The organism is Kosakonia sp. YIM B13571 (genome assembly GCF_042788095.1).
Classification (GTDB): Bacteria; Pseudomonadota; Gammaproteobacteria; order Enterobacterales; family Enterobacteriaceae; genus Kosakonia; species Kosakonia quasisacchari.
This window is the reverse complement of the sequence record NZ_JBHZPL010000005.1, coordinates 174,469-187,922: the sequence shown is the minus strand read 5'-3', so window position 1 is coordinate 187,922 and position 13,454 is coordinate 174,469. Positions and strand designations below refer to the sequence as shown.

At 56.3% G+C, this 13,454-nt stretch carries 12 protein-coding genes and 1 riboswitch; of the genes, 8 read left to right on the top strand and 4 right to left on the bottom strand.

The window, feature by feature from the left end; genetic code table 11:
* The first annotated feature begins 4 nt into the window (after positions 1-4).
* Positions 5-610, top strand: coding sequence for a 3-isopropylmalate dehydratase small subunit (leuD, locus tag ACFX4O_RS14835; protein ID WP_131408100.1), 606 nt, complete (start codon positions 5-7; stop codon positions 608-610).
* Between the two features lie 176 nt (positions 611-786).
* Here the strand turns inward: leuD and ACFX4O_RS14830 are convergent, their stop codons facing one another.
* The gene (locus ACFX4O_RS14830; RefSeq protein WP_131408102.1) at positions 787-1,965 is read right to left on the bottom strand and encodes a sugar efflux transporter; all 1,179 of its coding nucleotides are present in this window, start codon (positions 1,963-1,965) and stop codon (positions 787-789) included.
* A gap of 137 nt (positions 1,966-2,102) precedes the next feature.
* A complete protein-coding gene (sgrT, locus tag ACFX4O_RS14825; RefSeq protein ID WP_131408104.1) occupies positions 2,103-2,255 on the bottom strand; it encodes a glucose uptake inhibitor SgrT in 153 nt (50 codons plus the stop codon).
* An 87-nt stretch (positions 2,256-2,342) separates the two neighbouring features.
* Between sgrT and sgrR the strand changes: the two genes are divergently transcribed.
* From sgrR to thiQ, 4 genes are all read left to right on the top strand, one after another.
* Entirely contained in the window at positions 2,343-3,998 is a 1,656-nt protein-coding gene (gene sgrR / locus ACFX4O_RS14820; RefSeq protein WP_131408106.1) for an HTH-type transcriptional regulator SgrR, read from the top strand.
* 36 nt (positions 3,999-4,034) lie between these two features.
* Positions 4,035-4,135: riboswitch (TPP riboswitch) on the top strand.
* Between the two features lie 30 nt (positions 4,136-4,165).
* Positions 4,166-5,149 (top strand): thiamine ABC transporter substrate binding subunit, encoded by a 984-nt coding sequence (thiB, locus tag ACFX4O_RS14815; RefSeq protein ID WP_380209097.1) that lies wholly within the window; start codon positions 4,166-4,168, stop codon positions 5,147-5,149.
* Positions 5,125-6,735 carry a thiamine/thiamine pyrophosphate ABC transporter permease ThiP gene (thiP, locus tag ACFX4O_RS14810; protein WP_380209095.1) on the top strand — a complete coding sequence of 537 codons (1,611 nt, stop codon included), beginning with the start codon at positions 5,125-5,127 and terminating at the stop codon, positions 6,733-6,735. Before thiB ends, thiP begins: the two co-directional genes overlap by 25 nt.
* The gene (thiQ, locus tag ACFX4O_RS14805; protein WP_131408113.1) at positions 6,719-7,420 is read left to right on the top strand and encodes a thiamine ABC transporter ATP-binding protein ThiQ; all 702 of its coding nucleotides are present in this window, start codon (positions 6,719-6,721) and stop codon (positions 7,418-7,420) included. Before thiP ends, thiQ begins: the two co-directional genes overlap by 17 nt.
* Here thiQ and ACFX4O_RS14800 read toward each other — a convergent pair.
* A complete protein-coding gene (locus ACFX4O_RS14800; protein ID WP_380209093.1) occupies positions 7,414-8,184 on the bottom strand; it encodes a DedA family protein in 771 nt (256 codons plus the stop codon). The genes thiQ and ACFX4O_RS14800 overlap by 7 nt on opposite strands.
* A gap of 127 nt (positions 8,185-8,311) precedes the next feature.
* Positions 8,312-9,157 (bottom strand): arabinose operon transcriptional regulator AraC, encoded by an 846-nt coding sequence (gene araC / locus ACFX4O_RS14795; protein ID WP_131408118.1) that lies wholly within the window; start codon positions 9,155-9,157, stop codon positions 8,312-8,314.
* A 337-nt stretch (positions 9,158-9,494) separates the two neighbouring features.
* On the opposite strand from araC, the gene araB reads away from it, so the two are divergent.
* Genes araB through araD form a run of 3 tightly spaced genes read left to right on the top strand, consistent with a single transcriptional unit; the run spans position 9,495 to position 13,443 of the window.
* Entirely contained in the window at positions 9,495-11,186 is a 1,692-nt protein-coding gene (gene araB / locus ACFX4O_RS14790) for a ribulokinase (protein WP_380209091.1), read from the top strand.
* Between the two features lie 10 nt (positions 11,187-11,196).
* A complete protein-coding gene (gene araA, locus ACFX4O_RS14785; RefSeq protein ID WP_380209089.1) occupies positions 11,197-12,699 on the top strand; it encodes an L-arabinose isomerase in 1,503 nt (500 codons plus the stop codon).
* A gap of 48 nt (positions 12,700-12,747) precedes the next feature.
* Positions 12,748-13,443, top strand: coding sequence for an L-ribulose-5-phosphate 4-epimerase (gene araD, locus ACFX4O_RS14780; RefSeq protein WP_131408124.1), 696 nt, complete (start codon positions 12,748-12,750; stop codon positions 13,441-13,443).
* Positions 13,444-13,454 lie beyond the last annotated feature (11 nt).

Below are 13,454 nucleotides of genomic sequence, written 5' to 3'. Positions count from 1 at the left end.
CACCATGGCAGAGAAATTTACCCAACATACCGGCCTGGTCGTTCCGCTGGATGCTGCAAACGTTGATACCGACGCCATTATCCCGAAGCAGTTTTTGCAGAAGGTTACGCGCACCGGTTTTGGTGCGCACCTGTTTAACGACTGGCGTTTTCTGGATGACCAGGGCCAGCAGCCGAACCCGGAGTTCGTACTGAACTTCCCGCAATACAAAGGCGCGTCGATTTTACTGGCGCGGGAAAACTTTGGCTGCGGTTCTTCGCGTGAACACGCGCCGTGGGCGCTGACCGATTACGGTTTCAAAGTGGTGATTGCACCAAGTTTCGCCGACATCTTCTACGGCAACAGCTTTAACAACCAGCTGCTGCCGGTAACGTTGAGCGATAAAGAGGTGGATGAACTCTTTGCGCTGGTGCAGAGCAATCCGGGCATTACCTTTGAGGTGGATCTGGAAGCACAAGAGGTGAAAGCGGGCGGCAAGTCTTACCGCTTCTCGATTGACGCTTTCCGCCGCCACTGCATGCTGAACGGTCTGGACAGCATCGGACTGACGTTACAGCACGACGATGCCATCGCCGCTTACGAAAACAAACAGCCCGCCTTTATGAACTAACACACTCAAGGCCCGGTTTCCGGGCCTTTTTATTGCTCACTCATCACTAATTCTGTAGATAGCATTATTAGCGGATTTGGGCGGGGACTGACTGTCTCTGGAGGTCTTCTTTTAAGCTTTTCAGCATGCCTTAGGGCGAAATCAACCCCGCTTGCTGTGCAGGTTGCATTTTACGCTTAAACGTCTTTGACGCGGCTGGTCAGCCACAGCGTCACCACAGAAATCATCGCAATGCCGATATAAACCGAGCTGTGGCCATAGCTTTGCGCCAGCGCCCCCTGAATCACCCCAGCCAGGATCACGCCAGTCGAAATACTGTTAGTAAACAGCGTTGTCGCCGAACCTGCCCGCCCCGGCATTAAATCCTGAAACCACAGCATGCCAATCCCGGCAATAATGCCGATAAACACCGCATTAAACAGTTGCAGGAACAGTAACGCCACCTGGCTATGGAAAAAGTTCAGGCCAAGGTAGAACAGCACGCCCGCTGCGACAGCGGTGACCATCATGCGCCGTTTGCCAATGCGTTTGACAAAATACCCGGCCAGGATCATCGCCGGGATCTCCAGCCCCGCCGCCGTGCCCATTAAAATCCCGGCCAGTTTGTCCGGCAGTCCCAGTTCAAGGCTAATCCACAAAGGCATATCAATGATGTACATGGTGTTGCAGGTCCACATCAGCGTAGAGGCAATAAACAGCATGCGCACATTTTTATTGCTCCAGCCGCTCACCTGCGTCACCACAACATCGGCGGGTTGCTCAACGCGCGCCACCGAAGGTAACCAGAACGCCACCAGCGCCAGGCTGATAACGAAAATCCCGGCAGCTATGGAAAACATTGCCGTAAAGCCGTAATTAAGCGCCAGCATAAAGGCCAATGGTGGACCAATCACCCACGCCAGTGAGAGCTGCGCACGCATGATAGAACTGAACATCACCACTTCGCGTGCGGAACTGTCCGCATACTCGCGCGCCAGCGCAAAAAGCTGCGGCATGGCGGTATTCGCCAGCGACGCCAGCAGCACACCGCAGGTGATAAGCGTCAGGTAGTGGCGGTTAAAGGCGAATAACAGCGCATTGCCCACTGCCATCAGACAACAAAAGAGGATCAACTTGCGCCTGTCGCCCTGGCTGTCGGATCGCTTTGCCAGCCCAAGGCTGACAACGATCCCGGCAATCGCGTTGACGGTATAAAACAGCCCAACCCAGAACGGCTCGGCGCCCACTTCCCGGCTCAGAAAAAGGCTGAGCGTCGGCGCCTGTAGCGCTCCGGCCACTCCCATCATAAAGGCGACGATCATAAAAGCGATGTAAACACCATTAAGCCGGCGTCCCATCGTCATTAATCCGAGCATGAGCATTTCCTTGTTAAAGCGGGAAAAAGTGAAAGCGAAAAATGCGGCTGCCAGCATAAACGAAAAAAGCCAGCAAAAAACGTTTTGCTGGCGGGTGCATTCGCACTTAACACTCAGTCACACATGATTTCAGCGATTCAGTCTTTCGAGACCGGCGTTGTCACTTCCCACTGCATCAGTTCTTCCAGCATTTTCAGGCGCTGCCGTACGCTCAGGCGGGCGAGCCAGCACGCATCCTGCGTGGCGCGAAAATAGTCCAGATAAAACCGTCGTATGGATGATCTCTGCATATGACCTCCTCGCTTTCATCGCAGAGAAGTATTGGCTTAATATAGGGATAAATAAATTGCTGAGTTTTTGTCAGGAGTTCCTCTTTTATGTCATCTGGCCGCCTGCAACAACAGTTCATCCGTCTGTGGCAATGCTGCGATGGGAAGTCACAAGAAACCACGCTCAACGAGCTGGCGGAGCTGCTTAGCTGTTCGCGCCGCCATATGCGCACCTTGCTTAACACCATGCAGCAGCGTGGCTGGCTGACGTGGGATGCGGAAGCGGGCCGCGGCAAACGTTCACGCCTCACCTTCCTTTATACCGGCCTGGCACTCCAGCAACAGCGCGCCGAAGACCTGCTAGAACAAGATCGCATTGATCAACTGGTGCAACTGGTCGGGGATAAAACAGCCGTGCGCCAGATGCTGGTTTCGCATCTCGGCCGGAGCTTTCGCCAGGGGCGGCATATCCTGCGAGTGCTTTACTACCGTCCGCTGCGCAACCTGCTACCAGGTAGCGCATTGCGCCGTTCCGAAACCCATATGGCGCGGCAAATCTTCAGTGCGCTGACGCGCATAAATGAGGAAAACGGGGAACTGGAAGCGGATATCGCTCACCACTGGAAGCTCATTTCCCCTTTGCACTGGCGTTTTTATTTGCGCCCCGGCATCCACTTTCATCACGGCCGCGAGCTGGAAATGAGCGATGTGATTGCCTCCCTCGAGCGCGCGAACGCCTTGCCGCTCTACTCGCATATCCGCGAAGTGCTTTCGCCAACGCCGTGGACGCTGGATATTCACCTCAGCCAGCCGGATAACTGGTTACCGTGGTTAATGGGTCATGTTCCCTCCATGATTTTGCCGCGCGAGTGGAACTCGATGAGCAACTTTGCCAGCCAGCCGATTGGCACCGGCCCTTATGCCGTAACACGCAATACGAGCAACCAGTTGAAAATCCACGCCTTTGATGACTACTTCGGGTTTCGCGCCTTAATCGATGAAGTTAACGTTTGGGTGCTGCCCGATCTCAACGACGAGCCGACCAATGGCCTGACGCTTGAAGGGCCAACCGACGGCGAAAAAGCGGTGGAAAGCCGCCTTGAAGAAGGCTGTTATTACCTGCTGTTTGATGCACGATCCAGCCGTGGCGCGAACCCGGCGGTCAGAGAGTGGGTCAGCCATGTGCTCTCCCCTACCAATTTGTTGTGGCACGCCAATGAGCAGTATCAGCGCTACTGGTTCCCGGCTTATGGTCTGCTGCCGCGCTGGCACCACGCGCGCCCCGGAGGAGGCGAAAAACCGGCGGGTCTGGAAACGCTGACAATTACGTTCTATCGCGAACACAATGAACACGAGGCGCTTTCACGCACCATGAGCACGCTGCTCGCTGAACACGGCGTGAAGCTCATCGTGCAGGAAGTGGATTACGACGAATGGCACCGGGGCGACGCCGAAAGCGATATCTGGCTCAACAGCGCTAATTTCACACTACCGCTGGATTTCTCGGTGTTCGCGAACCTCTACGAAGTACCGCTGCTACAGCACTGCATTCCGATTGACTGGCAGGCGGATGCAGCAAAATGGCGCAACGGGGAGATGAATCTTGCCGTCTGGTCGCAACAATTGCTCGCCAGCAAAGCCATCGTACCGCTGATCCACCACTGGCTGAGGATTCAGGGACAGCGCACCATGCGTGGACTGCGTATGAACACGCTGGGCTGGTTCGACTTTAAATCCGCCTGGTTTGCGCCACCGGATCCATAAGGCTTTCGCATTTTTTACCAAATCATTACAATAGCGGCGTTCTCAACGGGGTGCTGCGCCATGCGCGTGTGCTGAGAAAATACCCGTCGAACCTGATCCGGATAACGCCGGCGAAGGGATTTGAGGCTACCTCTCAAAATCCTTTGCCACCCATTTTGAGGTGCAAAGTGTTAAAAAAATCACTGCCGTTCCTGCTGCTGATCGCAGCGCCTGTTTTTGCAAAACCCGTACTGACCGTTTACACCTACGACTCTTTTTCTGCCGACTGGGGGCCTGGGCCTGCGGTAAAAAAAGCCTTTGAACGCGACTGCAACTGCGAGCTGAAATTCGTGGCGCTGGAAGATGGCGTTTCGCTGCTTAACCGCCTGCGTATGGAAGGGAAAAACAGCAAAGCCGACGTGGTGCTGGGGCTGGATAACAACCTGCTGGAAGCTGCGACACAAACCAAACTGTTCGCCAAAAGCGGCGTTGCTACCGACGCGGTTAACGTACCTGGGGGCTGGAAGAACGACACCTTTGTGCCTTTCGATTACGGCTGGTTCGCGTTTGTCTATGATAAAAACAAGCTGAAAAACCCGCCGAAAAGCCTGAAGGAACTGGTGGAAAGCGATCAGAAATGGCGCGTTATCTACGAAGATCCGCGCACCAGCACACCGGGCCTCGGCCTGCTGCTGTGGATGCAGAAAGTCTATGGCGACAACGCGCCACAAGCCTGGCAGAAGCTGGCAGCTAAAACGGTCACCGTCACTAAAGGCTGGAGCGAAGCATATGGCCTGTTCCTGAAAGGCGAAAGCGACCTGGTGCTGAGCTACACCACGTCTCCGGCTTATCACCTCATTGAAGAGAAAAAAGATAACTACGCGGCAGCGAATTTCAGCGAAGGTCACTATTTGCAGGTCGAAGTTGCCGCCCGTACCGCAGCCAGCAAACAGCCGGAACTGGCGGAAAAATTCCTGAAATTTATGGTGTCGCCCGCTTTCCAGAACACCATCCCGAGCGGTAACTGGATGTATCCGGTCACCAATGTGACGCTGCCCGCGGGCTTTGACCAACTGGTGAAACCGCAACCCTCGCTGGAATACTCTTCGCAGGAAGTCGCGAACCAGCGCGCAACATGGATCAATGCATGGCAACGCGCCGTCAGCCATTGATTGCTGGCTGGCTGCTGCCCGGCCTCACCGCCGCCACACTGATGGTGGCGGTGGCGCTGGCAGCGTTTCTTGCGCTGTGGCAAAACGCCCCCGTTAGCGGGCTGGCTGATTTTTTACAAGACCGCTACCTGTGGCATGTGGTGCGTTTCTCCTTCTGGCAGGCGTTTCTTTCGGCACTGCTCTCGGTCGTACCGGCGATTTTTCTTGCCCGCGCGCTTTATCGGCGGCGTTTCCCAGGCCGTCTCGCATTACTGCGCCTGTGCGCCATGACCTTGATCCTGCCGGTGTTGGTCGCCGTGTTCGGCATTCTCAGCGTGTATGGCCGCCAGGGCTGGCTGGCAACGCTCTGGCACGCGCTGGGTCTGGAGTGGACGTTCTCGCCGTATGGTTTGCAGGGTATTCTGCTGGCGCATGTCTTTTTTAATTTGCCGATGGCCTCGCGCCTGCTGTTGCAAACGCTGGAGCAGATCCCCGGCGAGCAACGGCAACTGGCCGCGCAACTCGGTATGCGCAGCTGGGCGTTTTTCCGCTTTGTCGAATGGCCGTGGTTACGCCGCCAGATCCCACCAGTTGCCGCGCTGATTTTTATGCTCTGCTTCGCCAGTTTCGCCACCGTGCTGTCGCTGGGCGGCGGGCCGCAGGCCACCACCATTGAACTGGCTATCTACCAGGCGCTCAGCTTCGATTTTGATCCCGCCCGCGCGGCAATGCTGGCGCTGATGCAGATGATCTGCTGTCTCGGTCTGGTGCTGCTGAGCCAGCGCATGAGCAAAGCGATCGCCGTGGGCAGCCATCACATTACAGGCTGGCGTAACCCGGAAGATCGGCGATGGAGCCGGGTGGCGGATATCACGCTGATTGTGCTGGCCTTGTTATTACTGCTGCCGCCGCTGCTGGCGGTGATTATTGATGGCCTTAATCTGAGCCTGGTGAAAGTGCTGGCAGAGCCAGTGTTGTGGCAAGCGGTGTGGACGTCACTGCGCATCGCATTGGGCGCGGGGGTTTTGTGTGTCGTACTGACCATGATGTTGTTGTGGAGCAGCCGGGAATTACGCGCTCGTCAGCAAACCATGGCCGGGCAAGCGTTGGAAATCAGCGGTATGTTGATCCTCGCGATGCCGGGGATCGTGCTGGCGACTGGCTTCTTTCTGCTACTCAATAACAGCATTGGCCTGCCCGCTTCCGCCGATGGTATCGTGATTTTCACTAACGCGCTGATGGCCATTCCTTATGCGCTGAAAGTGCTGGAAAACCCGATGCGTGACCTCACTTCCCGCTACAGCATGCTGTGCCAGTCGCTGGGAATGCAGGGTTTTCAGCGCCTGCGCGTCGTCGAATTACGCGCGCTAAAACGCCCGCTGGCACAGGCGCTGGCGTTTGCCTGTGTGCTGTCGATTGGCGATTTTGGCGTGGTCGCGTTATTTGGTAATGACGACTTTCGCACGCTGCCGTTTTATCTCTATCAGCAAATTGGTTCATACCGCAGCCAGGACGGTGCGGTTACCGCGCTCATTCTGCTGCTGCTGTGCTTTTTCTTATTCACCGTGATTGAAAAACTTCCGGGCCGCCATGCTAACACTGACTGATGTCACCTGGCTTTATCACCATCTGCCAATGCGCTTTTCCCTCTCTGTTACCCAGGGCGAGCAGATTGCCGTTCTCGGCCCAAGCGGCGCGGGAAAAAGCACGCTGCTAAACCTGATTGCCGGGTTTCTCACCCCCGCCAGCGGCACGATAACAATCGACGGCAAAAATCACACGCATACCACGCCCTCGCAGCGCCCGGTATCGATGCTGTTTCAGGAAAATAACCTCTTTACCCATCTCACCGTGCGGCAAAACATCGGGCTGGGGTTAAATCCGGGCCTGAAGCTGAATAGTGACCAGCAGCATAAACTTGAGCAGATCGCCGAAACGATGGGGCTGGAGTCACTGCTGGCGCGCCTGCCGGAGCAGCTTTCCGGCGGTCAGCGTCAACGTGTGGCGCTGGCGCGTTGCCTGGTGCGTGAACAGCCAGTGTTATTGCTTGATGAACCGTTTTCCGCACTCGACCCGGCGCTGCGCCAGGAAATGCTCGCGCTGGTGCAGGCAGTGTGCCGCCGCCAGCAGTTAACGCTTTTGATGGTGTCGCACAGCGTGGAGGATGCAGCGCGGATTGCCGCACGTTCGCTGGTGATTGCCGACGGGCGCATCGCATGGGATGGCAACACGGATGCACTGCTCAGCGGCAAATCGTCCGCATCTGGCTTGCTGGGAATTCATGGTCAGTGACCGCGAACAACGTTGCCTAAGATGTTGAGATAAATTGGCATCAACGGGTGCTGCGCCAGCGCAACCGCCGCAGCGACGGCGATGACCAGCGTGCCCGGTGCCAGCCATAACAAGCGGCGACGTGGCAGGTAGTTTGTCAAACGATCGACGCCAGCTTTTCCCGCACGCCACAACCGCCAGCACAACCAGCAGGCCAGCCACAGCAGCAGCGCGGTCAGCAACAACAGCCATTTGAAGTTGCCGCTTTGCATATCGGCGGGGATGTCAATTGCCGCACCGGCCAGGATACCCGGCAGGAAGTAAAACGGCGGCCATAGCAGGCAGCCAACGATGTTCGGCGGCAAAAACTTGCGGATAGGCAGATCCAGCATACCGGCGACCATCGGGATCAGCGGGCGTGTCGGCCCGACAAAACGGCCAACCAGAATGGTAAATACGCTGTGCTGATGCAGCGCGTGCTCGGTTTTGTCCAGCAGCGCTTTGTTCTTTTTCATAAACGACCAGCGGTGCAGCGGGCCTTTAAAACGCCAGCCCAGCCAGAAGGAGATCCAGTCGCCGAGCAGGCAGCCAACAATCCCCGCCAACCACGCATGCCAGAAGTTCACTTCACCGCTGCCGATCAGCGCGCCGAGCGCCGCCATCATTACCGTGCCGGGTAAAATCAACCCGACTAACGCCAGCGACTCAAAAAACGCCACCAGCATAATCGCCACTAGCGAGTACGTGGCGGATTGGGTAATGAAGTGTTCCAGCAGCGCTTCCATAAGGTGTCCTGTTCAGAATGAACGCTGGATTCTCCGGAGGTCATCCGCAAGCGTCAAGCTTTCAATTATCTGAAAATTTTACCGGTTATGTCACATTGCAGAACCTTTCATTGCCATTCTTTACTTTTTATTCACATCCCGCGCGGAATTCACTGGGGCTGGCACCGGTGCATTTTTTAAAAACCCGCGAGAAATAGAGCTGATCGTCAAAGCCAACATTGCGCCCTACGCTTGCAATCGGCATTCGCGTAGTGCTAAGCAGTAATTTTGCCTGGCTGATGCGCTGATCCTCGCGCCAGCTCAGCACACTTACCCCCAGTTGCTGACGAAAAAGGTGTGATAACCGCGAAGGCGACAAGCAAACGTGCTGCGCGACGCTTGCGATATCAAAATGGTTATCCGCCAGGTGATCGCTAATGTACTGGCAGGCGTCGCGCACGCGGTTATCCAGCGGCGGGTGCAGCGATTCGTTAATCGCTTCCATGCGCCGCAATAGCAATTGCTCCAGCAGATTTATCGCCAGATGCTCCGCATAGCGCCCCACGCTTTGCCCGGCGTCGATAATTTGCGCGAAAAGCTCACGAAAACGCTCCATATGGGCATCATCAGGGCGGTAAAAACCGGTTTGTGCGAACAGCGTTGGCCAGTTCAACCATTCATGCCAGTAAGCGCGTGGGCGGAAGTAAACCCACTGGTGATACCACTCGGTGGCGTCGGGGTGGCGGCCATAGTGGTGAATTTCTCCCGGCGGGAAAAGCAGGATATCGCCAGGGCGGCAAACAAACTGCTTGCCGTGGTTCATCACGACGCCTTCACCGCGCACGGTGATGTTAAGGATGTAGCCCTTCATGCCTAGCGGCCTGTCGATAAAAAAATCGAGATAACCGTCCGCTTCAATGGGGGTCAGCCCCGCCACCAGGTGCGCATTAAACGAGTATCCAGGCAGCAGTGGATCGTTCTGTGATTCAGCCATAAACGCAATACTCCCGTGCTCGGTAAGGAAACCAATTGTCCATATTAAGAATCCCGTCATTCCTCAACGGCCCGTAGACAACGGGCGTAAACACGGCAATTGTCCAATCCCGCAAGACAAAAGCAATTACGCCTTTTTAACGCCTTTGAACAGGGTAAAAAGGGATAACGGAAGTGTCTATAAAGGTGGCAGAAATGTCCACATCGAATTTTTGCACGGCGTCACACTTTGCAATGCCATAGCATTTTAATCCATAAGATTAGCGGATCCTGCCTGACGGTTTTTGCCGCCGCTCACTATCGTTTTTCTAACGGTTATTCTTCATGGAGCAAGATACATGGCAATCACAATTGGCCTCGATTTCGGCAGCGATTCAGTACGTGCGCTGGCGGTAGACTGTACATCCGGGGCGGAGATCGCCACCAGCGTCGAGTGGTATCCACGCTGGCAGGAAGGGCGTTATTGCGATGCGCCACATAACCAATTTCGCCACCACCCGCGCGATTACATCGAGTCGATGGAAGCGGCGCTGAAAAATGTGCTGGCACAACTGAGCGACGCACAACGCGTCGAGATCAAAGGCATTGGCGTCGACAGCACCGGTTCAACACCCGCGCCGATCGATGCTGAAGGCCGCGTACTGGCGTTGCGCCCTGAATTTGCCGACAACCCGAACGCGATGTTTGTGCTGTGGAAAGACCACACTGCCGTCGAAGAGGCGGAAGCCATCACGCGCCTGTGCCACACCGCGGGTAAAACCGACTATTCGCGCTACATTGGCGGCATTTACTCCAGCGAATGGTTCTGGGCAAAAATCCTGCACGTCACCCGCGCCGATAGCGCCGTAGCACAAGCCGCGGCGTCGTGGATCGAACTGTGCGACTGGGTTCCCGCCCTGCTCTCTGGCACTACACGCCCGGAAGCGATCCGTCGTGGCCGTTGCAGCGCCGGGCATAAATCCCTGTGGCATGAAAGCTGGGGTGGCCTGCCGCCCGCCACGTTCTTTGATGAACTTGATCCCATCATCAATAAACACCTCAACTGGCCGCTGTTTACCGACACCTATACCGCCGATTTACCCGTCGGCACATTGACTGCCGAGTGGGCGCAGCGTCTTGGATTATCCGAATCAGTGGTGATCTCCGGCGGCGCGTTCGACTGCCATATGGGCGCAGTCGGCGCGGGAGCACAACCCAATACGCTGGTGAAAGTCATTGGTACCTCGACCTGCGACATTCTGATTGCTGACAAACAGAGCGTAGGCGAACGCGCGGTGAAAGGTATTTGTGGCCAGGTCGATGGCAGCGTGGTGCCGGACTTTATCGGCCTCGAAGCCGGGCAATCCGCCTTTGGTGATATTTATGCCTGGTTTGGCCGCGTCCTTGGCTGGCCGCTGGAACAGCTGGCGCAGCAGCATCCGGAGCTGAAAGCGCAGATCAAAGCCAGCCAGAAACAACTCTTACCTGCACTGACCGATGCGTGGGTAAAAAATCCGTCGCTTGAACACCTGCCAGTGATACTGGACTGGTTTAACGGCCGCCGCACACCAAACGCCAACCAGCGCCTGAAAGGGGTGATTACCGATTTGAATCTCGCCACCGACGCCCCGGCGCTGTTTGGCGGGTTGATTGCAGCAACCGCGTTCGGCGCGCGCGCCATTATGGAGTGCTTCACCGAACAGGGTATTGCCGTCGACAACGTGATGGCGCTCGGCGGTATCGCGCGTAAAAACCTCGGCGTAATGCAGGCCTGCTGCGATGTGCTGAACCGCCCATTACAGGTGGTTGAATCTGAACAGTGCTGCGCGCTGGGTGCGGCGATTTTCGCCGCCGTCGCAGCACAAGTGCATGCCGATATCCCGACTGCGCAATTGAAAATGGCCAGCGCCATCGAAAAAACCCTGCAACCTACCGCGCAGGCACAACAGTTTGAACGCCTCTATCGCCGCTATCAGCAGTGGGCGAAGAGTGCCGAGCAACACTATCTCCCTTCAGCCGCGACAGTCTCGCAGGCCGCGTTAACCCATTAAGGACAAGATCATGACTATTTTCGACAATTATGAAGTGTGGTTCGTCATTGGCAGCCAGCACCTGTATGGGCCGGAAGCCCTGAAACAAGTGACGAAGCACGCCGAACAGGTGGTTAACGCCCTCAATGCGGAAGCGAAACTCCCCTGCAAACTGGTGCTGAAACCGCTGGGCACCTCGCCGGATGAGATTACTCACATTTGCCGCGACGCCAACTACGACGACAAATGCGCCGGGATGGTGGTATGGCTGCATACCTTCTCGCCCGCGAAAATGTGGATTAACGGCCTGACGATTCTTAATAAGCCGCTGCTGCAGTTCCATACTCAGTTCAATGCGTCCCTGCCGTGGGACAGCATCGATATGGACTTTATGAACCTCAACCAGACCGCGCACGGCGGCCGCGAGTTCGGCTTTATCGGTGCGCGTATGCGCCAGCAGCACAGTGTGGTGACCGGTCACTGGCAGGATCACCACGCGCATCAACGTATCGGTGCCTGGATGCGCCAGGCGGTGTCTAAACAGGATACCCGCCAGCTGAAAGTGGTGCGTTTCGGCGACAACATGCGCGAAGTGGCGGTGACTGACGGCGATAAAGTGGCGGCACAGATCAAGTTCGGTTTCTCGGTCAATACCTGGGGCGTAGGCGATCTGGTGCAAGTGGTGAACGCCGTTAGCGATGGCGATGTCAACGCGCTGGTTGATGAGTATGAAAGCAGCTACCGCCTGACGGCTGCCGCGCAGGTTCATGGCGATAAACGCCAGAACGTGCTTGATGCCGCACGTATCGAACTGGGTCTGAAACGCTTCCTCGAAGAGGGCGGTTTCCACGCCTTCACTACCACCTTTGAAGATCTGCACGGCCTGAAACAGCTCCCGGGCCTGGCGGTACAACGCTTGATGCAGCAAGGCTACGGTTTTGCCGGTGAAGGCGACTGGAAGACCGCGGCACTGCTGCGCATCATGAAAGTGATGTCCGGCGGGCTGAACGGCGGCACCTCCTTTATGGAGGATTACACCTATCACTTTGAGCACGGCAACGATCTGGTGCTTGGCTCGCACATGCTGGAAGTGTGTCCTTCTATCGCTATCGACGAAAAACCGACGCTGGATGTGCAGTTCCTCGGCATCGGCGGCAAAGCCGATCCGGCGCGCCTGATCTTCTCCACCAAAACCGGCCCGGCGATTAACGCCAGCTTGATCGACTTAGGCGATCGTTTCCGCCTGTTGGTGAACTGCGTTGACGCAGTGAAAACTCCGCACGATCTGCCGAAACTGCCGGTCGCCAACGCGTTGTGGAAAGCGCAGCCGGACCTGCCGACCGCCTCTGAAGCGTGGATCCTCGCCGGTGGCGCGCACCATACCGTCTTCAGCCATGCGTTGACGCTGGACGATATGCGCCAGTTCAGCGAGCTGCACGATCTTGAGCTGACGGTTATCGACAACGACACCCGCCTGCCCGCGTTTAAAGACGCGCTGCGCTGGAACGAAGTTTATTACGGTTCAAAACGTTAACAGGGAACACCCGGCCTGCTGCGGCAGGCCACTTTCCTGGAGGAACGCATGTTAGAAGCATTGAAACAGCAGGTGCTGGAAGCCAACCTGGCGCTGCCAAAACACAACCTGGTCACGCTGACATGGGGCAACGTCAGTGCCGTTGACCGTGCAAGCGGTCTGATGGTGATTAAACCTTCTGGCGTCGATTACAGCATCATGACCGCTAACGATATGGTGGTCGTCAACATTACTACCGGCGAAGTGGTTGAAGGCACGAAAAAACCCTCTTCCGATACGCCGACTCACCGTCTGCTGTACCAGGCGTTTCCGACCATTGGCGGCATTGTGCACACTCATTCGCGCCACGCCACCATCTGGTCGCAGGCCGGTCAGCCGATCCCGGCTACGGGAACTACACATGCCGACTATTTTTATGGCGAGATCCCCTGTACCCGTAAGATGACCGATGAGGAGATCAACGGCGAATACGAGTGGGAAACCGGCAATGTGATTGTCGAAACCTTTGAGAAAAAAGGTATCGATCCGGCGCAGATGCCCGGCGTACTGGTGCATTCTCACGGTCCGTTTGCCTGGGGTAAAAGCGCCGATGACGCGGTACATAACGCCATCGTGCTGGAAGAGGTGGCTTATATGGGCATTTTCTGTCGCCAGCTCGCCCCACAACTGCCCGCAATGCAACAAACGCTGCTGGATAAACACTACTTACGTAAGCACGGCGCGAAGGCTTACTACGGCCAATAGCTGTATAAAAC